Raw genomic sequence first — 21,801 nt, forward strand, 5'->3', positions numbered from 1 at the left:
GGCCATCGAACGAGGAGCCCGCGTGACCGCCCCCGAGTCGCCCCAGCCCGCCGACGACGCCGAGGCGTCGCACGTTCCTCCGCTGACGACCCGAGTCGTCATCGCCGAGGACGAGGCCCTCATCCGCCTCGACCTCAAAGAGATGCTGGAGGAAGAGGGCTACACGGTCGTCGGCGAGGCCGGAGACGGTGCCAAGGCCGTCGAACTCGCCCGTGAGCACCGGCCCGACCTCGTCATCCTGGACGTGAAGATGCCCGTCCTCGACGGGATCTCGGCCGCCGAGAAGATCGCCGGCGAGTCCATCGCCCCGGTCCTCATGCTCACCGCCTTCTCGCAGCGCGAGCTGGTCGAGCGGGCCAGGGACGCCGGCGCCATGGCGTACCTGGTGAAGCCCTTCAGCAAGAGCGACGTGGTGCCGGCCATCGAGATGGCCGTCTCCCGGTTCGCCGAGCTGCGCGCCCTGGAGAAGGAGGTCGCCGACCTCTCCCTCCGCCTGGAGACCCGCAAGCTGGTGGACCGCGCCAAGTCGATCCTGCAGACCCAGTACGGGCTGACGGAGCCGGCCGCGTTCCGCTGGATCCAGAAGACGTCGATGGACCGCCGCATGTCGATGCAGCAGGTCGCCGAGGCCGTCATCGAGGACGCCGAGGAGAAGAAGGCGGCCAAGGGCCAGTAGGAGCCCCTGCGTACCGAGGACGCGAAGAAGGCCCGCCCCACGTCGTCGTGGGGCGGGCCTTCCGTCTGCGAGCGGCTCAGTCCTCGCCGAGGTACGCCTTGCGGACGGACTCGTCGTGGAGCAGGTCCCGGCCGGTGCCGGACAGGACGACCTTGCCGATCTCCATGACGTGACCGTGGTCCGCCAGGGCGAGCGCGGCCTGGGCGTTCTGCTCGACGAGCAGGATGGTGGTGCCCTGGGCCTTCAGCTCGGCGATCGTCGCCATGATCTTCTGCATCATGATCGGCGAGAGACCCATGGAGGGCTCGTCGAGCATGAGCAGCTTCGGCTGCGACATCAGCGCCCTGCCCATGGCGAGCATCTGCTGCTCACCGCCGGAGAGGGTGCCGGCCGCCTGCCTGCGACGTTCGCCCAGGATGGGGAAGAGGTCGTAGGCGCGCTGGACGTCCTTGGCGATGCCCGCGGTGTCCTTCCGGAGGAAGGCGCCGAGGAGCAGGTTCTCCTCGATCGTCATCCGGGGGAAGATGTGCCGGCCCTCGGGGGAGTGCGCCAGGCCCAGCGAGACGATCTTGTGCGCGGGGATCTTGCGGAGGGACTTGCCCTCGAACTTGATCTGGCCGCCGACCGGCTTGAGGAGACCGGAGAGGGTCCGCAGGGTGGTGGTCTTCCCGGCGCCGTTGGTGCCGATGAGGGTGACGACCTCACCGGCGTCGACGGAGAAGGAGATGCCCTTGACGGCCTCGATCTTTCCGTAGGCGACGCGCAGGTCCTCGACTTCGAGCAGTGCGGTCATGCGTCGTTCTCCTTGCCCGAAGCAGGGTCGTGCGGGGTGTCCTTCGAGGCCGGGGCCTTCTCCGGGGCCTTCGCCGGAGCCTCGTCGGAAGCCGGGGCCGCCTCGGAAGCCGGAGCCGCCTCGGTGGCGGGGGTCTCCTCGGAAGACGGAGCCGTCCCGGCGGCCGGGGTCTTCTCGGCGGCCGGAGCCGCCGGAGCCGCCGGGGTCTCCGGGGTGTCGTCGGCCGCCGCCGCGGGCTCGTCCGCCACGGGCTCGCCCAGGTACGCGGCGATGACCCGCTCGTCGCTCTGGACCGTCTGGCTGTCGCCCTCGATCAGCTTCTGGCCCTGGACGAGCACGGCGACCCGGTCGCAGAGGTTGAAGATGAACCGCATGTCGTGCTCGATGACGAGCACGGCGATGCCCATGTCCCGGATGGCGAAGATGAGTTCCTCCGCCGCCCGCGTCTCCTGCGGGTTCATGCCGGCGGTGGGCTCGTCGAGCAGGATCAGACCGGGGTCGCTCGCGAGGGCGCGGGCGATCTCCAGCTTGCGCTGCTCGCCGTACGGGAGGTTCTTGGCGAGGTGCTGCGCCTTGTCCTGGAGGCCGATGAACTCCAGGAGCTCCATCGCCCGCTTCGACGCCTCCGCCTCGGCCTTCTTGAAGGCGGGGAGGCGCAGCAGCGCGGACCAGAGGCCCTGCTTCATCCGGGTGTGGCGTCCGACGAGGACGTTCTCCAGGACGGTCATGTTGTGGAAGAGGCGGATGTTCTGGAAGGTACGGGCGATGCCGGCGTCGGTGACCTTGTACGACGTGGGCGGCAGGACCGTGCCCTTGTACCGGACCTCACCCTCGGTGGGCACGTAGAGACCGGTGAGGCAGTTGAAGAAGGTGGTCTTGCCGGCGCCGTTGGGGCCGATGAGACCGACGATCTCGCCGCTGTTCACGGTCAGGTTCACATCGCGTACGGCGGTGAGGCCGCCGAAGCGCATGGTGACCCCGCGCGCGTCGAGGACGGTCTCGCCGGCGGCCGGCGCGGTGGTGGCGTCGGCGGACTTCGTGGTGGTCGTCATGGTTCAGGCACCTGCCTTGGCGAGCGTGGCGGGCGTCTCGTCCTTCTCGTGGAACTCCAGCTGGTTGCGCCGGTTGGCGATGATGCCCTCCGGGCGGAAGCGCATGAGGAGGATCAGCGCGACGCCGAAGGCGAAGAGCTGGTACTCGCCCATGAACTGGAGCTTGTTGGGGATGAGGAAGAGCAGCGAGGCACCGACCAGGGGACCGCTCATCGTGCCCATGCCGCCGAGGACGACGGCCGCGAGCAGGAAGGCGGAGTTGGGCGGGATGGGACCGGCGAAGAGGTACTGCTCCGGGGTCACCGTGTAGGTGACGTGGGCCTGCACGGTGCCGGCGAGGCCGGCGAGCGAGGCGCCGAGCGCGAAGGCGATGAGCTTGACCCGGAAGCCGTTGATGCCCATGGCGAGCGCGGCGGTCTCGTCCTCGCGGATGGCGACCCAGGCGCGGCCGATGCGGGAGTCGCCGCTGCGCCGGAAGACCAGCACGACGACCGCCATGATCAGCAGCATCAGGAAGAAGTAGTTGGCGAAGCGTCCGATGGTGAAGCCGGCGATCGAGTGCTCGGCGCCGAAGTCGAACCCGAACATGTTGAGGTTCGGGATGGACGCGATGCCGTTGGAGCCGTTGGTGATGTCCGGTCCCGAGGTGCCGTCGGTGTTCATCACGGCGATACGGAAGATCTCACCGAAGCCGAGCGTCACGATGGCGAGGTAGTCGCCGCGCAGCCGCAGGGTCGGGGCGCCGATGAGGACACCGAAGACCAGGGAGGCTCCGGCGCCGACCAGGATGGCGGCCCAGAAGGGGAGGTGGACGCCGAACGGCGACGTCGGGGCGCCCGAGACGAGGGCGGCCGCATAGGCGCCGACGCCGAGGAAGGCGACGTAACCGAGGTCGAGGAGACCGGCGAGGCCGACGACGATGTTCAGACCGAGGGCGACCGTGGCGAAGATCAGGATGTAGACGCCGAGCGTCGCGTACTGGTCGTCGGTCTGGGTGAAGGGGAAGAGCGCCGCGGCGATGAACGCGCCCGCGATGGAGAGGTTCTGGTGCTTCTTGGTGAGCTGCGTGGCCTGCGCCATGAGGCCCGACTTGTTGACCGCCGCGAAGCCGATTCCGGCGGTGATCAGGAAGCCGAGGAACAGCTCGTCGTACTCCGTGCCGACACCGTAGGTGAAGACGCCGAGCGCCACGGCGAGGACGCCCGTGATGATCAGGATCTCGACGGAGGAGTGCATCGGGGGCAGCTTGCGCGCGGTGCCGGTGGCGAAGGCCGACGTGAAGGTGGCCCAGCCGTTGCCGGCCTTGTGCTTGAACTGGTCCCAGCCGGTGTCCTCGGGGTCGACCGGCAGCAGCTTCGGCCGCTCGAAGGGGAGGGCGAGGGCACCGAGGAGGGCGAGCAGGGTGGCGAGCGCGACGACCGCGCCGCCCGGCTCCAGGTTGACCGGACCGCCGAGCTGGATGCTGATGGCGGCGACGGTGAACCAGGCGATGCCGAAGTTGGCGAGCGCGGCGAGCTTGAGGGCCGCGTCACCGCCGGCCGGGGTGAGCCAGCGGGTGCCCTTGACGCCGTACGAGGAGAGGGCGAAGAGGGTGGTGAGCAGGCCCGTGACCAGGACCTGCATCTGGAGGCCGGCGGGGGAGCCGTAGAAGGTGAGGTCGCCGGGGAAGCGGGGGGTCCAGGTCCAGGCGAGGAAGCAGCTGGCGACGGTGAGGACGCCGCCGCCCAGGGCGAGGGCGCGGGCGGCCTTGGCCGGCACGAAGCCGATGAGGCCGGTCGCCCCGGCCGCGGGGGCCGTGGCTGCCTTGGGGTTCTCGGAGATGGTGGTCATGGTGCTCACGCCCTGTCCGCGACGCGCTCGCCGAGGAGGCCTTGTGGCCGGGCGAGGAGTACGACGATGAGGAGTACGAAGGCCCAGACGTCGGCCCAGGACTGGCCGCCGAGCTGCTCCATACCGGGGATGTGGCTGATGTACGCCGTCGCCATGGTCTCGGCGACACCGAGGACGACTCCGCCGATCATGGCTCCGTAGATGTTGCCGATACCGCCGAGGACCGCCGCCGTGAAGGCCTTGAGGCCGAGGAGGAAGCCCATCTTGTAGTCGACGACGCCGTACTTCAGGCCGTACGCGACGGCGCCGACCGCTGCCATCGCGGCACCGAGGGCGAACGCGATCACGATGATCCGGTCGGTGTTGACGCCCATGAGCTTCGCGGTGTCCGGGTCCTGCGCCGTGGCCTGCATGCCGCGACCGGTGCGGGTGCGCATGACGAAGAAGGCGAGGAAGGCCATGCAGATGGGGGCGGCGATCAGCAGGAAGACGTCACCGGTCTGGATGGTGATCGGGCCGAGCTCGATCGAGCCGCCGGGGATCTGCGGGAAGGTCCGGGCGGACTTCGCCTCCGGGTACCAGACCCAGACGGCGTACTGCAGGGCGAGCGAGAGACCGATGGCCGTGATGAGCGGGGCCAGCCGGGGGCCGCCGCGGAGCGGACGGTAGGCGAACCGTTCCGCCCCGATGGCTATGGTCGTCGCGACGAGCACGGCACCGATGATCATGAGGGGCAGAGCCACCCACATGGTGGTGCCGCCGGGCAGGATGAGCCAGACCGTGAGGGCCCCGAAGCCGCCGGTCATGAAGATCTCGCCATGGGCGAAGTTGATGAGCTGGACGATGCCGTAGACCATCGTGTAGCCGACGGCGACCAGCCCGTACATGGATCCCAGTAGCAGGCCGTTGACCAGCTGCTGCGGCAGTTCGTTCACCGCATTGTCCTCCGAGACTTTCGACGGATGTGACACCGCGCGGGGAGCCTGGTGCGGCCCCCCGCGCGGTGAAGGTGGTGCGTGAGTGGTGGGGTGGATCAGCCGCCGAAGGTGCCGGACTTGACCGGCTTGAACGCGCCGCCCTCGACCTTGTAGACCGTCAGCTGCTTGTTGGTGGTGTCACCGAACTCGTCGAAGGAGACCTTGCCGGTCACACCCTCGAAGGAGACGCCCTGCAGGGCCTCGACGACCTTGGCGCGGGCGTCCTCGGGGAGCTTGCCGCCGTTGCCGTCCACGACCTTCTTGACGGCCTCGATGATCGACCAGGTCGAGTCGTACGCGTAGCCGCCGTAGGCCTCGTAGGCCTCCTTGTAGCCACCGGTCTTGTAGTCGGCCAGGAACTCCTTGGCCGAGGCGAGGGACTCGATCGGCGCACCGACGGAGGTGGCGATGTCGCCGTTGGCCGCCGCGGCGCCCGCCAGCTTCACGTACTCGGGGCTGTACAGCGCGTCGCCGCCGACGACGGTGACCTTCGCGCCGGCTTCCTTGATCTGCTTGGCCAGCGGGCCGGCGGCCGGGTACTCGCCACCGTAGTAGACGACGTCGGCGCCGGAGCTCTTCACCTTGGTCGCGACCGCGGAGAAGTCCTTGGTGTCCGGGTTGATGTGCTCGGTGCCGAGGACCTTGCCGCCGAGCTTCTCGAACTCGCCCTTGAAGGTGCCCGCGAGGCCGGCGCCGTAGGTCTTCTTGTCGTCGATGATGAAGGCCTTGGTCTTCTTGGCCTCGTTGAAGACGTACTGGGCGGCGAACGGGCCCTGGATGGCGTCCGTGGTGGCGGTACGGAAGTACGACTTGTAGCCGCGCTTCTTGTCGCCCGTGCTCCAGTTGACACCCTGGGTCAGCGCCGGGTTGGTGTTGGCCGGGGAGACCTGGGCCAGCTTGGCGTCGTCGAAGACCTTCTGCATCGACTCGGCGACGGAGGAGTTCAGCGGGCCGACGACGCCGAGGACGCCCTTGTCGGCGACGAACTTGGTCGCGTTCTGCTGGCCGGCGGAGGGCTGTGCCTGGTCGTCCAGGGACTCCAGCTTGAAGGTCACGCCCTTGACGTGGGCCTTCTTGTTGGCCGTCTTGACCGCCAGGTCGGCCGAGTTCTTGATGCCGAGGCCGAGGGCGGAGAGCTCGCCCGTGAGGGGCGCGTCGAGACCGATGGTCACGGTGACGTTGCCGCTGTCACCGTTCTCGGCCGCGCCGCCCTTGTCGTCGCGCGAACCACAGGCGGTGAGGGTGAGTGCTCCCGCGGTGACCGCGGTGGTGAGTATGAGCAACGAACGGTTTCGCACGAAGGGTCCTTTCCCTGGCGCGGCCCCCTCGGAATGAGGCGGTGCCGTGAAGCTGCGGAGCGAGGGGTGCCGTTTTGGAACGCCGGGCCGTACCGAGGTGGTGACAAGGCCGTGCAGTAGGACGCGCCCGGCAGCGCGGTGACTGGCGGTGACTCTAGGCGCAGGTGGGGAGGGTCGGGGAGCGCCGAGGTCATGATGTGACTGTCTTGTTATGCCGACGGGGAAAGAGTGTGCGCAGCGACTGGGCAAACCGGGGCATAACTGGCCGTAATGCGGTGTTCACATAGTGAGAACGTGCAGTTCCGCTAAGGGGCTTGAGTGAATCTTGGTCCTGTCGGAGCGCTCGGCCGACTCTCCGGATATCGGACAGAGGCAGAAAGCTGAGCGGACGCGACGGCTTCTCCCGATCGGTTCACCCCCACCCGTGCGGCGGTCACTCAGGGTGACGGCGAGGAGGGGTGAGTCGTGTCGCCGAGCGCGCCGCGTGCGGGGGAGGCGGACGGGATTCCCATACGAACGGCGCGGCGCGGGAGGGTCGCCCCTCCCGCGCCGCGCCGTGCGGTCGGCCCCGTCGCCCCTCAGGCGCCCTCGGCCCGGCCCGCCTCCGGCAGGTCGCCCGCGTCCTTGGCGGTGATCTCGCGCAGCATGCAGGTCAGCCGGGCCGTGCAGACCCGCTTGTCCTGCTCGTCGGTGATCACGATCTCGTACGTGGCGGTGGACCGTCCGCGGTGCACCGGCGTCGCCACCCCGGTCACCACGCCGCTGCGCGCCCCGCGGTGGTGGGTGCAGTTCAGGTCGACGCCGACCGCGATCTTCGAGACCCCGCCGTGCAGCATCGAACCGATGGAGCCCAGCGTCTCGGCGAGCACCGCCGAGGCACCGCCGTGCAGGAGGCCGTACGGCTGGGTGTTGCCCTCCACCGGCATCGTGCCGACGACCCGCTCCGCCGAGGCCTCCAGGATCTGGACGCCCATCCGGTTCCCGAGGTGCCCGGCCGAGAACAGTGCCGGGAGGTCGACGCCGAGGGCCGCGTACTCCTCGATGACTTCCCGCGGGAACTTCACATGCTGCTGTTCACCCATGGCCCGGCTCCGTTCGTCTTCGTACGGCTGCTGATCGCGCGATCACTCGATGCATGATCATCGACTCGCCTGAGCGAACGCTTAGGCGGAGTGCGATTGTTCCAGACGGACGATCACGGACTTGCTCGCGGGGGTGTTGCTGATGTCCGCCGTCGACTCCAGCGGCACGAGGACGTTCGTCTCCGGGTAGTAGGCCGCCGCGCACCCCCGGGGCGTCGGGTAGTGGACCACCCGGAAGCCGGGCGCCCGCCGCTCGCTGCCGTCGGTCCACTCGCTCACCAGGTCCGTGTACGCCCCGTCGGCGAAGCCGAGCTCCGCCGCGTCCTCGGGGTGGACCAGGACGACCCGACGGCCGCCCTTGATGCCCCGGTAGCGGTCGTCCAGGCCGTAGATCGTGGTGTTGTACTGGTCGTGCGAGCGCAGAGTCTGCAGCAGCAGCCGGCCCTCGGGCACCCTCGGGTACTCGACGGGCGCCGCCGTGAAGTTCGCCTTGCCGGTCTTCGTGGGGAAGCGGCGCTCGTCCCTCGGGCCGTGCGGCAGCGCGAAGCCGCCGGGATGCGCCGCGAGACGCGCGTTGAAGTCCTGGAAACCGGGGACCACGCGCCCGATGCGGTCCCGGATCGTGGCGTAGTCCGCCTCGAACTCCTCCCAGGGCGTGGCCGATCCGGCGCCGAGGACGGCGCGGGCCATGCGCGCCACGATCGCCGGCTCGGACAGCAGGTGCGGACTCGCGGGCGGCAGATTGCCGCGCGAGGCGTGCACCAGACTCATCGAGTCCTCGACCGTCACGAACTGCTTGCCCGCCCTCTGGACGTCCTTGTCGGTGCGGCCGAGCGTGGGAAGGATCAGCGCGCGCGTGCCCGTGACGGCGTGCGAGCGGTTCAGCTTCGTCGAGACGTGGACGGTCAGCCGGGCCCGGCGCATCGCCGCCTCCGTCACCTCCGTGTCGGGCGTCGCCGCCACGAAGTTGCCGCCCATCGCGAAGAACACCTTCGCCTCCCCGTCGCGCAGCGCCTGGATGGAACGGACCACGTCGAAACCGTGGTGCCGCGGCGAGACGATCCCGAACTCCTTGTCCAGGGCGTCGAGGAAGGCCGGCGCGGGCCGCTCGAAGATCCCCATCGTGCGGTCACCCTGCACGTTCGAATGACCGCGCACCGGGCACACCCCGGCGCCCGGCCGGCCGATGGCGCCGCGGAGCAGCAGGAAGTTGACGATCTCGCGGATGGTGGGCACGGCGTGCTTGTGCTGGGTGAGGCCCATCGCCCAGCAGACGACGGTCCGCTCCGAGGCGAGCACCATCTCCAGGGCCCGCTCGATCTCGGCCCGGTCCAGCCCCGTCGCGGCGAGCGTCTCGTCCCAGTCGGCCGCCCCGGCCGCCGCGGCGAACTCCTCGTAGCCGTGGGTGTGCTGTCGTACGAACTCCTCGTCGACCGCGCCGGGCGTCTCCAGGACCAGCCTGTTGAGGAGCCGGAACAGGGCCTGGTCGCCGCCGATCCGGATCTGGAGGAAGAGATCGGTCAACGCGGTGCCCTTGACCATGCCCTGCGGCGTCTGCGGGTTCTTGAACCGCTCCAGACCCGCCTCCGGCAGCGGGTTCACCGAGATGATCCGGGCGCCCGCCTCCTTCGCCTTCTCCAAGGCCGAGAGCATCCGCGGATGGTTCGTGCCCGGGTTCTGCCCGGCCACGATGATCAGGTCCGCCCGGTGCAGGTCCTCCAGGGAGACGCTGCCCTTGCCGATGCCGATGGTCTCCGTCAGGGCCGAACCCGACGACTCGTGGCACATGTTGGAACAGTCCGGCAGGTTGTTCGTGCCGAACTCGCGGGCGAAGAGCTGGAGCAGGAACGCCGCCTCGTTGCTCGTCCGGCCCGAGGTGTAGAAGAGCGCCTCGTCGGGGGAGCCGAGCGCCCGGAGCTCCTCGGCGATGATCGCGAAGGCCCGCTCCCAGGTCACCGGCTCGTACCGCTCGCCGCCCTCCGGCAGCAGCATCGGCTGCGTGATCCGGCCCTGCTGGCCCAGCCAGTACCCGCTGCGGCTCGCCAGGTCCGCCACCGGGTGCGCGGCGAAGAACTCCGGGGTCACCCGGCGCAGCGTCGCCTCCTCGGCGACCGCCTTCGCCCCGTTCTCGCAGAACTCCGCCACGTGCCGCCTGTCCGCCTCGGGCCAGGCGCAGCCGGGACAGTCGAAGCCGTCCTTCTGGTTGACCTTCAGCAGGGTCCGCGCGGTCCGCACCGACCCCATCTGCTCCCGGGCCATCCGCAGGGTGTGCCCGATGGCGGGCAGGCCCGCCGCGGAGTGCTGCGGCGGCGTGACCTGCGGTGCGTCCTGGACCGGGTCACCGACCGGCGGCTTGCTGACCATCGCGCTCTCCCTTGAGCGGTAATCCTGCGGCGTACATCTCCGATCCTGTCACGCGGCACCGACAGCCCCCGTCCCACGGCGCCGGCGGCCCGCGCCCGCGACGTGTGGACGGGATTGTCAGCGGTCCGTGGCAGGATCGTCATGTGGCCGAGACAGCATCGAAGAACCCCGCAGACACCCGCCCCCGCCTGCTCCTCATGGACGGGCACTCGCTCGCGTACCGGGCGTTCTTCGCGCTGCCCGCGGAGAACTTCACCACCGCGACCGGTCAGCCGACGAACGCGATCTACGGGTTCGCCTCGATGCTGGCGAACACGCTCCGCGACGAGGCGCCCACGCACTTCGCGGTCGCCTTCGACGTGTCCCGCAAGACCTGGCGGTCCGAGGAGTTCCCGGAGTACAAGGCGAACCGCTCGAAGACCCCCGACGAGTTCAAGGGGCAGGTCGAGCTGATCGGCGAGCTCCTCGACGCGATGAACGTGCCGCGTTTCGCCGTCGACGGCTTCGAGGCGGACGACGTCATCGCCACCCTCACCGTCCAGGCCGAGGCCGAGGGCTTCGACGTCCGGATCTTCACCGGCGACCGGGACTCGTTCCAGCTCGTCTCCGACCGCACCACGGTGATCTACCCCACCAAGGGCGTGTCCGAGGTGACCCACTTCACCCCGGAGAAGGTCCAGGAGAAGTACGGCCTCACGCCCGCGCAGTACCCCGACTTCGCCGCCCTGCGCGGCGACCCGTCGGACAACCTGCCCGGCATCCCCGGCGTCGGCGAGAAGACCGCCGCCAAGTGGATCAACCAGTTCGGCTCCTTCGCCGAGCTCGTCGAGCGCGCCGAGGAGGTCAAGGGCAAGGCCGGCCAGAACTTCCGCGACCACCTGGAGTCGGTCAGGCTCAACCGCCGCCTGACCGAGATGGTCCGGGACGTCGAGCTGCCGAAGACCGTCGCGGACCTCGCCCGCGAGCCCTACGACCGCGGGGCCGTCGCGCTCGTCCTCGACACCCTGGAGATCCGCAACCCCTCGCTGCGCGAGCGGCTCCTCGCCGTCGACCCGGGCGCCGCGGACGAGACCGCCCCGGCCCCCGCCGCCGGCGTCGAGCTCGACGGCACCGTCATCGGCTCCGGCGAGCTCGCCCCCTGGCTCGCCGAGCACGGCACCGGTCCCCTCGGCATCGCCACCGTCGACAGCTGGGCCCTCGGCACGGGGAACGTGAGCGAGGTCGCCCTCGCCGCCGCCGGAGGCGCCGCCGCCTGGTTCGACCCCAGCGCCCTCGACGAGGCCGACGAGCGGGCCTGGTCCGCGTGGATCTCCGACCCCGCCCGCCCGAAGGTCATGCACAACGCCAAGGGCGCCCTGCGGGTCTTCCCGGAGCACGGCTGGACCGTCGCCGGTGTCACCATGGACACCGCCCTCGCCGCCTACCTCGTCAAGCCCGGCAGGCGCTCCTTCGCCCTCGACGCGCTCTCCGTGGAGTACCTCCACCGTGAGCTCGCCCCCGCGGCCGCTGCGGACGGGCAGCTCGCCTTCGGCGCCGACGACACCGCCGAGGCCGAAGCCCTCATGACCCAGGCCCGGGCCGTCCTCGACCTCGCCGACGCCTTCGACGAGCGGCTCGGAGAGGTCGGCGCCCGCGAGCTCCTCCACGACGTCGAGCTGCCCACCTCCGCGCTCCTCGCCCGCCTGGAGCGGCACGGCATCGCCGCCGACCGCGACCATCTGGAGGCGATGGAGCAGCAGTTCGCCGGCGCCGTGCAGCAGGCGGTGAAGGAGGCCCACGCGTCGGTGGGCCACGAGTTCAACCTCGGCTCGCCCAAGCAGCTCCAGGAGGTCTTCTTCGGCGAGCTCAACCTCCCGAAGACCAAGAAGACCAAGACCGGCTACACGACGGACGCGGACGCGCTCGCCTGGCTGGCAGCCCAGACCCAGCACGAACTGCCTGTGATCATGCTCCGCCACCGTGAGCAGGCACGCCTGCGTTCCACGGTCGAGGGCCTGATCAAGACGATCGCCGCCGACGGCCGCATCCACACCACCTTCAGCCAGACCGTCGCCGCCACCGGGCGCCTCTCCTCCACCGACCCGAACCTGCAGAACGTGCCGGTGCGCACGGACGAGGGGCGGGCCATCCGGCACGGCTTCGTCGTCGGCGAGGGCTTCGAGGCCCTCATGACCGCCGACTACAGCCAGATCGAGCTGCGCGTCATGGCCCACCTCTCCGAGGACGCGGGCCTCATCGAGGCCTTCGCCTCCGGCGAGGACCTGCACACCACCGTCGCCTCCCAGGTCTTCGGCGTCGAGCGGTCCGCCGTCGACGCCGAGATGCGCCGCAAGATCAAGGCCATGTCGTACGGCCTGGCCTACGGTCTGTCCGCCTTCGGCCTCTCGCAGCAGCTGAACATCGACCCGGGCGAGGCCCGTGGCCTGATGGACACCTACTTCGAGCGCTTCGGCGGCGTACGCGACTATCTGCGCCGGGTCGTCGACGAGGCCCGCGCCACCGGATACACCGAGACGATGCTGGGCCGCCGCCGCTACCTCCCCGACCTCAACAGCGACAACCGGCAGCGCCGCGAGTCCGCCGAGCGGATGGCGCTCAACGCCCCGATCCAGGGCACGGCCGCCGACATCGTGAAGGTCGCCATGCTCAACGTCGACCGCGCGCTCACCGAGGCCGGCCTCGCCTCCCGGATGCTCCTCCAGGTCCACGACGAAATCGTGCTGGAACTCGCCCCCGGCGAGCGCGAGCAGGTCGAGGCCCTCGTCCGCGAGCAGATGGCCGGGGCGGCCGACCTGCGCGCCCCCCTGGACGTCTCGGTGGGCGTCGGCCACGACTGGGACTCCGCCGCCCACTGACCGCCCCTCCGTGTGCCTGCCGGGTCTGAAGTCCCGGACTCGCACCACCGCGCGGAGGGCTGCGCGGCAAGAGGACCGGTCAAGGGGGCGGGCCCGACGCCCCACTCCCGAGACCGGCGCCGTGGCCCGTGGCTTCACGCCGCCGGAGCGCGTCAGCGGGATCCCTGACGGGAGCGCTCGACCCGAGGACCCCGGCCCTCCCCGTCCCGCTCCGGGGCCGGGGTGGCCGGGGCCTCCGCCGTCGGAGCGGGCGGCACGGCCCGCAGCCGCGCCCCCGCCCCGTACAGCAAGAGCCCCACGGCGAGCCCCGCTCCGGCCCCGAAGCAGGCCGTCGGGATGACGTCCAGGGGCGTCTCGATCCGTCCCCAGCCCCAGTACGCCGCCCAGCGCAGCACCCGGTGGGCGATCCCGGCGAGGACACAGCCGCCGATCACCCAGGCCGCGAGCAGCCGCCCGCGCCGTCCCGGGACCGGCACCCGGGCCGGGAGCTCCAGGCCCGGGTCGGCGGAGCGCAGCGCCCGCACGACGAACCAGCCGAGGAGTCCCAGGGCCAGCGCCGAACTCCCGTACTGGGTATAGGTGTAGACCGGGAATCCGGCCACGACGTCACCGAGGAACGGGACCGTCCGGGTGCCCCAGCGGTCGATGTGGGTGAAGGAGTCCCACACCACGTGGGTCGTCGCGCCGAGGGCGGCGGAGAGGCCGAACCATCCGGCGAGCACGGCCGGATGCCGGCCGCGCCAGGGGCGGCCGCGCACGAGCCCGTACACCCGTCCGCGCCACCGCGCGGGCAGCAGCGCCACGAGCGGCTCCCGCACGGTCAGCCACAGGGCCACCAACGCGGCGGTGATCAGGACGTCGGCGGTGACGATGCCTACGGGGGAGTGGGTGAGGTCCCCGAGGGTCATCGCCGCGGGGAACGCCGTGGCGGCGAAGTAGGTCATGTCGGGCGCGAAGGAGCCCGCGACGAGAGCGGACGCGACCAGGGGGCCGCGGGCGGTCCCGTTCCGGCGCAATCCGGGCAGTACGGCAGCGGCATGGCTCAGCGTGAACGGCAACGGGTGTTCCCCCAGGTTCCGGTGGTGACGGCCGGAGTGTGACATCGGCCGCTGTGCAAGAGGGCCCCGGCGCTCCGCCCGGTTCCCGTCCGCGCCGGGCCGGTGGACGGCCGAGAGGTGACGAAAACGTGAAACACGGTCAGGCCCCGGTGCCGGGCCGCACGCAGGTGGCATAGGGTCGCCAGAGGTCTGGCGCGGGGAGCGTGGGACCGCAGTCGAGGGGGAAGGGACCACCGACATGTCAGCGCATTTGGGCCGTAGGCTGCGCAAGGGAGCGACCAGCGGTGCGGTGGTGGCCGCTGCGGTCGCCGCGCTCGCCGCCTCGCAGGCACCGGAGATGACTCCGCCGCCCACGGACAACGCCGGCGGTGACCGCGCCATCGGCGCCGGGGACACGGCGTCGCCGTCCGGCGAAGGCTCCGCCACCGGCGATTCGCCCTACTACACCGAACTCCCGCCGCTGAACACGCCGAACAAGCCCGGGGCGACGACTCCCCTTCTGCCGGTGATCGCCGGACCCGCCGAGGCCGGCATACCCGCGTCCGTGGCCTCCGCCTACAAGCGCGCCGAGCAGTCGATACGCTCGACCGACCCCGGCTGCAACCTGCCCTGGCAGCTGCTCGCCGGTATCGGCAAGGTCGAGTCCGGACAGGCGGGCGGCGGCAGGGTCGACGCCAACGGCACCACCCTCAAGGCGATCCTCGGCCCCGCTCTCAACGGCGTCGGATTCGCCAACATCTCGGACACCGACGGCGGTGCCTACGACGGCGACAAGATCCACGACCGCGCCGTCGGCCCGATGCAGTTCATCCCGTCCACCTGGGCCGTCTGGGGCCAGGACGCCAACAGCGACGGGAAGAAGGACCCCAACAACATCTACGACGCCGCGCAGGCCGCCGGTCTCTACCTCTGCGCCGACGGCCGCAACCTCGCGCTCAAGGCCGACCTCGACCGGGCGATCCTCAGCTACAACCGCTCCAGGGAGTACCTGAACACGGTTCTCTCCTGGTTCGAGTTCTACCAGCGCGGCACCCACCAGGTCCCGGACGGCACCGGCGTGCTGCCGGTCGACCGGAGCGACGGCCGGAGGCCGGACAACCGTCCGACCTCGCCCCTCCTGCCCTTCCCGACGTCGCCCGCCCCGAAGCCCTCCACGCCGGTCGCCCCGAAGCCGACGGAGCCGGGCAAGCCGTCGGAGGTCACCCCCACGCCGCCGAAGCCGACGCCGACCACCCCGACCAAGCCGCCGGTCACTCCGCCGACGAAGCCGCCCACCGTGCCGCCGGCCGTCAAGGTCGCGCGGCTCGCGCCCGTCTCGACCGGGCAGCTCACCGCGATCACCGAGAGCGCTTTCGCCCACGCCCCGACGGTCGCGGCGCTCGACGCCTCGGGCGCTCCGGTCACCGGTGTGACCGTCCGCTTCGTGATCTCCGGTGCGACCGACGCCCACTTCGCCGGCGGCGCGACATCGGCCTCCGTCACCGTCGGTTCCGCCGGCATCGCCAAGGCTCCGACGCTGCGGGCGGGCGAGAAGACCGGGACGTTCAAGGTCAGGGCCACCGTCGTGGGCCGCACCCTGACCGCGATCGAATTCGGCGCGACCGTCACCGCCCGCGAGGCGGACACCCTCGCCCGCGTCGCCGGTGACCCCCTGACGGCCGCCACCGGCACCGTCTTCACCCAGCAGGTGCAGCTGAAGGCCACCGACAAGGGCGCGCTCGCCCCCGGGGTCCTCGTCACCGCCGTGATCGTCGCCTCCCCGACGGCCACCGAGACGAGCGCCGACGGCCCGTACTTCAAGGACGGCGCGGGCGCCCCTGTCCGCAGGCTGGTCCTCAAGACCGACCCGAGCGGTCTGATCTCGCTCCCCGCGCTCTTCGCCGGCGACCAGGCCGGCGAGTACGTGATCCGCCTCACCGCGCCCGGCGGCGGCAGCACGGAGGTCAAGCTCACCGTGACCGCGCCCGCCTCGACGCCGGAGCCGACCCCGGATCCGACGCCCTCCGGCACCGGTACGCCCGCCACCAGCCCGTCGGCCACTCCCTCGGCCTCCCCTTCGGCCTGACCCGACCGCGCCGCCTCGGCGCCGCGTCTCCCCGCGCCGCCCCTCCGTCCCCACCGGACGGAGGGGCGGCGCATCCGGGAACTCCTCGCCGACTCCGGCCTCACTCGCTGGTACACGACCGAGCGGACGTTCTGGAGCGAGCCGGTCACAGGCCCCCTCAACGTGAGGAGACCCACAACGGCCTCTGCCCGGAGGCCCCTTCCCGCGGCCCGCGCCGGAAGCCACCACCCCGGTCACCCCTCCCGTCTGAGCCGCGCGCTCGTGGAGCGGGTCGCCTCCACCGCCGAGGGGTCCTCCGGCCACGGGTGCTTCGGATACCGCCCCCTCAGCTCCGCCCGCACCGCCCGGTAGCCGTCCCGCCAGAACGACGCCAGATCGGCGGTCACGGCCGCCGGCCGCCCGGCGGGGGAGAGGAGGTGGACGAGCACCGGGACCCCCGCCACCCGAGGCGTCTCGGCGAGCCCGAACATCTCCTGGAGCTTCACCGCGAGAACCGGCCGCTCACCCCCGTACTCGACCCGGATCCGCGAACCGCTCGGCACCTCGATCCGCTCGGGCGCCAGCTCTCCCAGCCGTCCCGCCTCACCCGACGCCCACGGCAACAACCGCCGCAGGGCCTCACCGGCGTCGATCCGCCCCAGATCCGCACGCCTCGCGGCCCGGGACAGCTCCGGCTCCAGCCACTCGTCGGCCCGCTCGACCAGCGCCTCGTCCGCCACGTCCGGCCAGGGGTCCCCCAGCTCCCGGTGCAGGAAGGCGAGCCGCGCGCGCAGCTCCCCGGCGTCACGGCTCCACCGCAGCAGACCCAGCCCCTCCCGCCGCAGCCCGTCGAGCAACGCCGCCCGCACCGACGCGGGTGCTGCCCCCGCCCCGAGCGGCCGGACCGTCAGCTCCACCGCGCCCAGCCGGTCCACCGAGCGCGCCACCACGTCCCCGCCCTCCCAGCGGACCTCCTCGCCCGTGGACCGCAGATGCCCGGCCGCCCGCCGCGCCATCTCCTCGTCCACCACGGCGGCGAGCCGCACCCGAGCCGTGGCGTCCCGCGCCGTACGGTCCGCCACCGCCACGGCGAGCCACGGCGTGGTGCGCAGAGCGGACCCCTCGGCGAGCCTGGCCCCGCTCCCCGACACCATCAGATAGCCGCCCTGCTCCCGGGCCCTCGCCACCCGCTCGGGAAAGGCCAGCGCCGTCACGAGCCCGGCCACGGCATCCTCACCGACCACCGACCCACCCCCGGCCCCCGCGTCCGCCCGAGCCACCGAACCCCGTCCGGTCCCCGCGCGCGCACCGCCCGCCCGGGCCGCCGACCCACCCCCGGCCCCCGCGTCCGCACCGCCGGCCCGGGCCGCCGAACCACCCCCGACCGCCTTCGCCGCCGCGACCTCCCCCGGGTCATCGCCGCGCCCCACCGCTCCGGACGCGCCCCGGCCCGCCGCCTCGACGGCCGACCGCTCCAGACGGCGTGCCTCCGCCTTCCACCGGGCGCCGTACCCGTCGGAGCCCCGGCGCGCCGCACGCCAGGCCGCCGCCAGATCGTCCCCGTAGTCACGCGGCGGCTCCTCGCTGAGCAGCGCCACCACCTCCGCCGCCCGCCGTGCCCCGACCTCCGGCGCACCGTCGAGAAGGGCGCGGCCGAGCCGGGGATGCAGCCCGAGCCGTGACATGCGTACCCCCCGCTCCGTGGCCCGGCCGGCCGCGTCCACCGCTCCGATCGACATCAGGACCGACCGGGCCGCCGACATCGCGCCGGCGGGCGGCGCGTCGAGCAGCGCGAGCCCCTCCGCCGTCGGATCGCCCCAGCAGGCGGCCCGCAGGGCGAAGTCCGCCAGGTCGGCGACCTTGATCTCCGGGGACGGGAAGCGCGGCCTGCCCGCGTCGCTCGCCTCCGCCCAGCAGCGGTACACGAACCCGAAGGCCTCACGGCCGGCCCGGCCGAGCCGCTGGGTCGCCGTCGCCTCGGAGACCGTCACCGTCGCCAGCGAGCCCAGCCCCCGGGCATGGTCCGTGCGCGGCTCGCGGGCGAGCCCCGAGTCCACCACGATCCGCACCCCCGGCACTGTCAGGCTGGACTCCGCCACCGATGTCGCGAGGACCACCCTGCGCCGCCCACCGGGCTCCGCACCCCGCAGCACCGCGTCCTGCACCGCCGCCGGGGCCCGCCCGTGTAGCTGGAGCACCTCCGCGTCGACGCCGGCCAGCAGTCCGGCCGTCCGCGCGATCTCCCCCGTGCCCGGCAGGAAGCAGAGGACGTCTCCCTCGTGCCGCTCCATCGCGAGCCGGACCGTCGCGGCCACGTGTCGCAGCAGTGCCGGATCCACCCAGGTGCCGTGCGCCGGCCGGATGTCCGACGGCGGTGCCGCGAAGAAGACCCGGCAGCCGTGGCCCTCGGCCTCGCTGCACACCACCGGCGCGGGCCCGCCTCCGTCCAGGACCGTGAGGAGACCGGCCCAGGCCGCCGCGTCGCTCGTCGCCGACGCGGCGATCAGTCTCAGCTCCGGGCGCAGGGTCGCCCGCACGTCCACCAGGAAGGCCATCGCCGTGTCGGCGTCCAGGTGCCGCTCATGGCACTCGTCGAGCAGGACCACGTCCACACCCGCCAGCTCCGGGTCGCGCTGCAGCCGCTGGAGCAGGATGCCCGTGGTCACCACCTCGACCCGGGTCGAGGGACCCGCCCGCCGCTCCCCGCGCACGGAGAAGCCGACCGCGCCGCCGACCTCCTCGCCGAGCAGCCACGCCATCCGCCGGGCCGCGGCGCGCACCGCCATCCGCCGCGGCTCGGCCACCAGCACCCGCCGCCGCGGTCCGTCCCCTATGAGGCCGGCGAGCGCGAGCGGCACCAGCGTGGTCTTGCCGGTGCCGGGAGGCGCGGACAGCACGGCCGCACCGCGCCCGTCGAGCGCGGCCAGCAGCTCGGGGACGGCATGGCGGACGGGGAGACGGTCGAGTGCGTCGTTTCGGATCACGCACTCAGTCTCGTACGCGACGCGAAAAGGTGGGCCCCGTTGTCCACAGGGCCCACCTATAAGTACGACAAGCACAGCGGCGGGGTCTTACTCCCCGCGCTCGCAGACGAAGATCGCCGTCCCGGGGATCAGGTTCCCCCGTAGCGGGGACCAGCCGCCCCACTCCTGGCTGTTCCACTCCGGCCACTCCGGCTCGACCAGGTCGAGCAGGCGGAAGCCACCGGCCACCACGTCCCGCACCCGGTCACCCAGCGTCCGGTGATGCTCCACGTACACCGCCCGCCCCTGCTCGTCCTGCTCCACATAAGGGGTGCGGTCGAAATAGGAGGCGGCGATCGAAAGGCCCTCGGGGCCCGGCTCGTCGGGAAACGCCCAGCGGATCGGATGCGTCACGGAGAAGACCCACCGGCCACCGGGCCGCAGCACCCGCCGCACCTCCCGGAACACCTTCACCGGGTCGGCGACGAACGGCACCGCGCCGTACGCCGAGCACGCCAGGTCGAAGGAACCGTCCCGGAAGGGCAGCGCCCCGGCGTCGGCCTCCACCAGCGGCACCTCCCCGCCGATCCGCAGCGCGTGCTGAAGCTGCCGGTGGGAGAGGTCGAGGGCCACCGGCCGCGCCCCCTGCGCCGCCAGCCACCGCGAACACTGCGCCGCGCCGGCGCCGATCTCCAGGACGTCCAGCCCCGTGAGGGAGGCGGCCGGTCCGAGGAGCCCCGCCTCGGCCTCGTCGAGTCCCTCGGGCCCCCACACGAACCGGTCGTCGCCCAGGAAGGAGCCGTGATCGCTCTGGTACTCGTCGGCGTTCCTGTCCCACCAGCCCCGGCTGGCACGGCTGCTCTCCGCGTCCCCCGCGTCACGCCGGGTCGCCTCCGCCTCGTCCTCGGCCGAGTCCTGGGGGACTTCGTGTTCGTACTCTTGGTTCATCTCGCCCGCCGATGTAGTTTGCGCTCAGTGCCGCCGTGCGGCGGACCCCGCCGTTGCGGCGCGTAAAGACATGAGTGGTGCCGGAGTTGAGCGGATCTGCCCCGGGTGCGCGCTTCGCGCATTGACCCTGTCCGGCCGCCCCCGTATGCTAAAGGTTGCGCTGCGGGCCTGCGCGCCTCAGACGGAGTAGGCCGCGCTCGTACCTGTTGTATGTCCCCTCGGTTTTCGAGGCTCCTGCCGTTCGTGGAAGGTGCCTCATTGGCTGTCCGGCTTCTTGGTGCGATACGGGCTCACGGCGTGGCAGTACCTACGACTTTCTGTCCGTAACCGGAGCCCTTACCCACATGACGAGCAGCACCGAGACCACCGCCACCACCCCGCAGGTTGCGGTCAACGACATCGGTGACGAGGAAGCATTCCTCGCCGCGATCGACGAGACGATCAAGTACTTCAACGACGGCGACATCGTCGACGGCGTCATCGTGAAGGTCGACCGGGACGAGGTCCTGCTCGACATCGGTTACAAGACCGAAGGCGTGATCCCGAGCCGTGAGCTCTCGATCAAGCACGATGTCGACCCGAACGAGGTCGTCAAGGTCGGCGACGAGATCGAGGCCCTGGTTCTCCAGAAGGAGGACAAGGAAGGCCGCCTGATCCTCTCGAAGAAGCGCGCCCAGTACGAGCGCGCCTGGGGCACCATCGAGAAGATCAAGGAAGAAGACGGCATCGTCACCGGTACCGTCATCGAGGTCGTCAAGGGTGGTCTCATCCTCGACATCGGCCTCCGCGGCTTCCTGCCTGCCTCCCTCGTCGAGATGCGTCGCGTCCGCGACCTCCAGCCCTACGTGGGCAAGGAGCTCGAGGCGAAGATCATCGAGCTGGACAAGAACCGCAACAACGTGGTCCTGTCCCGCCGTGCCTGGCTCGAGCAGACCCAGTCCGAGGTTCGCCAGACGTTCCTCACCACCCTGCAGAAGGGTCAGGTCCGCTCCGGCGTCGTCTCCTCGATCGTCAACTTCGGTGCCTTCGTGGACCTGGGTGGCGTCGACGGCCTCGTGCACGTCTCCGAGCTCTCCTGGAAGCACATCGACCACCCCTCCGAGGTTGTCGAGGTCGGCCAGGAAGTCACCGTCGAGGTTCTCGACGTGGACATGGACCGCGAGCGTGTCTCCCTGTCGCTGAAGGCGACGCAGGAGGACCCGTGGCAGCAGTTCGCCCGTACGCACCAGATCGGCCAGGTCGTCCCGGGTAAGGTCACGAAGCTGGTTCCGTTCGGTGCGTTCGTCCGCGTGGACGAGGGCATCGAGGGTCTGGTCCACATCTCCGAGCTGGCCGAGCGCCACGTGGAGATCCCGGAGCAGGTCGTCCAGGTCAACGACGAGATCTTCGTCAAGGTCATCGACATCGACCTCGAGCGTCGTCGCATCAGCCTCTCGCTGAAGCAGGCCAACGAGTCCTTCGGTGCCGACCCGGCCTCGGTCGAGTTCGACCCGACCCTGTACGGCATGGCCGCGTCCTACGACGACCAGGGCAACTACATCTACCCCGAGGGCTTCGACCCCGAGACCAACGACTGGCTCGAGGGCTTCGAGACCCAGCGCGAGGCCTGGGAGACCCAGTACGCCGAGGCGCAGTCCCGCTTCGAGCAGCACCAGGCTCAGGTCATCAAGTCCCGCGAGGCCGACGAGGCCGCCGCTGCCGAGGGCGCTGCCGCCCCGGCCGCCGGCAACGCCGCTGGTGCGGGCATCTCGGGTGGTTCGTACTCCTCGGAGTCGGACGACAACTCCGGCGCCCTGGCGTCGGACGAGGCGCTTGCCGCCCTGCGCGAGAAGCTGGCCGGCGGCCAGAGCTGAACAGGCTC

Annotated in this window: 14 protein-coding genes; 4 read left to right on the forward strand and 10 right to left on the reverse strand. The window is 71.4% G+C overall.

Translation table 11 applies throughout. From position 1 onward, the window contains the following. The first annotated feature begins 22 nt into the window (after positions 1-22). Positions 23-676 carry a response regulator gene (locus tag ACFWV2_RS18385; RefSeq protein WP_360782899.1) on the forward strand — a complete coding sequence of 218 codons (654 nt, stop codon included), beginning with the start codon at positions 23-25 and terminating at the stop codon, positions 674-676. 76 nt (positions 677-752) lie between these two features. Here the strand turns inward: ACFWV2_RS18385 and ACFWV2_RS18390 are convergent, their stop codons facing one another. From ACFWV2_RS18390 to ACFWV2_RS18420, 7 genes are all read right to left on the reverse strand, one after another. Then, entirely contained in the window at positions 753-1,469 is a 717-nt protein-coding gene (locus ACFWV2_RS18390; protein WP_360782896.1) for an ABC transporter ATP-binding protein, read from the reverse strand. Then, entirely contained in the window at positions 1,466-2,521 is a 1,056-nt protein-coding gene (locus ACFWV2_RS18395; protein ID WP_384406064.1) for an ABC transporter ATP-binding protein, read from the reverse strand. Before ACFWV2_RS18395 ends, ACFWV2_RS18390 begins: the two co-directional genes overlap by 4 nt. Before the next feature lie 3 nt (positions 2,522-2,524). Next, positions 2,525-4,360 carry a branched-chain amino acid ABC transporter permease gene (locus tag ACFWV2_RS18400; RefSeq protein WP_384406065.1) on the reverse strand — a complete coding sequence of 612 codons (1,836 nt, stop codon included), beginning with the start codon at positions 4,358-4,360 and terminating at the stop codon, positions 2,525-2,527. After that, entirely contained in the window at positions 4,357-5,286 is a 930-nt protein-coding gene (locus ACFWV2_RS18405) for a branched-chain amino acid ABC transporter permease (protein ID WP_360782889.1), read from the reverse strand. The genes ACFWV2_RS18400 and ACFWV2_RS18405 overlap by 4 nt, the downstream gene beginning before the upstream one ends. A gap of 98 nt (positions 5,287-5,384) precedes the next feature. Next, complete coding sequence (locus tag ACFWV2_RS18410) at positions 5,385-6,626, reverse strand: branched-chain amino acid ABC transporter substrate-binding protein (protein ID WP_384406066.1); 1,242 nt, start codon at positions 6,624-6,626, stop codon at positions 5,385-5,387. A gap of 578 nt (positions 6,627-7,204) precedes the next feature. After that, positions 7,205-7,708 carry a PaaI family thioesterase gene (locus ACFWV2_RS18415; protein ID WP_384406067.1) on the reverse strand — a complete coding sequence of 168 codons (504 nt, stop codon included), beginning with the start codon at positions 7,706-7,708 and terminating at the stop codon, positions 7,205-7,207. A gap of 81 nt (positions 7,709-7,789) precedes the next feature. Then, positions 7,790-10,072, reverse strand: coding sequence for an FdhF/YdeP family oxidoreductase (locus ACFWV2_RS18420; RefSeq protein ID WP_384406068.1), 2,283 nt, complete (start codon positions 10,070-10,072; stop codon positions 7,790-7,792). A 143-nt stretch (positions 10,073-10,215) separates the two neighbouring features. On the opposite strand from ACFWV2_RS18420, the gene polA reads away from it, so the two are divergent. Then, the gene (gene polA / locus ACFWV2_RS18425) at positions 10,216-12,927 is read left to right on the forward strand and encodes a DNA polymerase I (protein WP_384406069.1); all 2,712 of its coding nucleotides are present in this window, start codon (positions 10,216-10,218) and stop codon (positions 12,925-12,927) included. A gap of 152 nt (positions 12,928-13,079) precedes the next feature. On the opposite strand, the gene ACFWV2_RS18430 is transcribed toward polA, so the two are convergent. Beyond that, positions 13,080-13,985, reverse strand: coding sequence for a DUF4184 family protein (locus ACFWV2_RS18430; protein WP_384406070.1), 906 nt, complete (start codon positions 13,983-13,985; stop codon positions 13,080-13,082). Positions 13,986-14,223: 238 nt separating this feature from the next. On the opposite strand from ACFWV2_RS18430, the gene ACFWV2_RS18435 reads away from it, so the two are divergent. Then, positions 14,224-16,050 (forward strand): lytic transglycosylase domain-containing protein, encoded by a 1,827-nt coding sequence (locus ACFWV2_RS18435; protein WP_384406071.1) that lies wholly within the window; start codon positions 14,224-14,226, stop codon positions 16,048-16,050. Positions 16,051-16,283: 233 nt separating this feature from the next. Here the strand turns inward: ACFWV2_RS18435 and ACFWV2_RS18440 are convergent, their stop codons facing one another. Together ACFWV2_RS18440 and ACFWV2_RS18445 are read right to left on the reverse strand one after the other, a co-directional pair. Further along, on the reverse strand, positions 16,284-19,013 hold the full coding sequence (locus ACFWV2_RS18440) for an ATP-dependent RNA helicase (protein ID WP_384406072.1): 2,730 nt from the start codon (positions 19,011-19,013) through the stop codon (positions 16,284-16,286). An 87-nt stretch (positions 19,014-19,100) separates the two neighbouring features. After that, complete coding sequence (locus tag ACFWV2_RS18445; protein ID WP_384406073.1) at positions 19,101-19,940, reverse strand: class I SAM-dependent methyltransferase; 840 nt, start codon at positions 19,938-19,940, stop codon at positions 19,101-19,103. A gap of 344 nt (positions 19,941-20,284) precedes the next feature. Here ACFWV2_RS18445 and rpsA point away from each other — a divergent pair, with 344 nt between their 5' ends. Beyond that, positions 20,285-21,793: a 30S ribosomal protein S1 gene (gene rpsA / locus ACFWV2_RS18450; protein WP_360782863.1), complete on the forward strand. Its 1,509-nt coding sequence runs from the start codon at positions 20,285-20,287 to the stop codon at positions 21,791-21,793. Positions 21,794-21,801 lie beyond the last annotated feature (8 nt).

Origin of the sequence: Streptomyces sp. NPDC058671 (assembly GCF_042716475.1) — a bacterium.
In the GTDB taxonomy this organism is placed as follows: Bacteria; Actinomycetota; Actinomycetes; order Streptomycetales; family Streptomycetaceae; genus Streptomyces.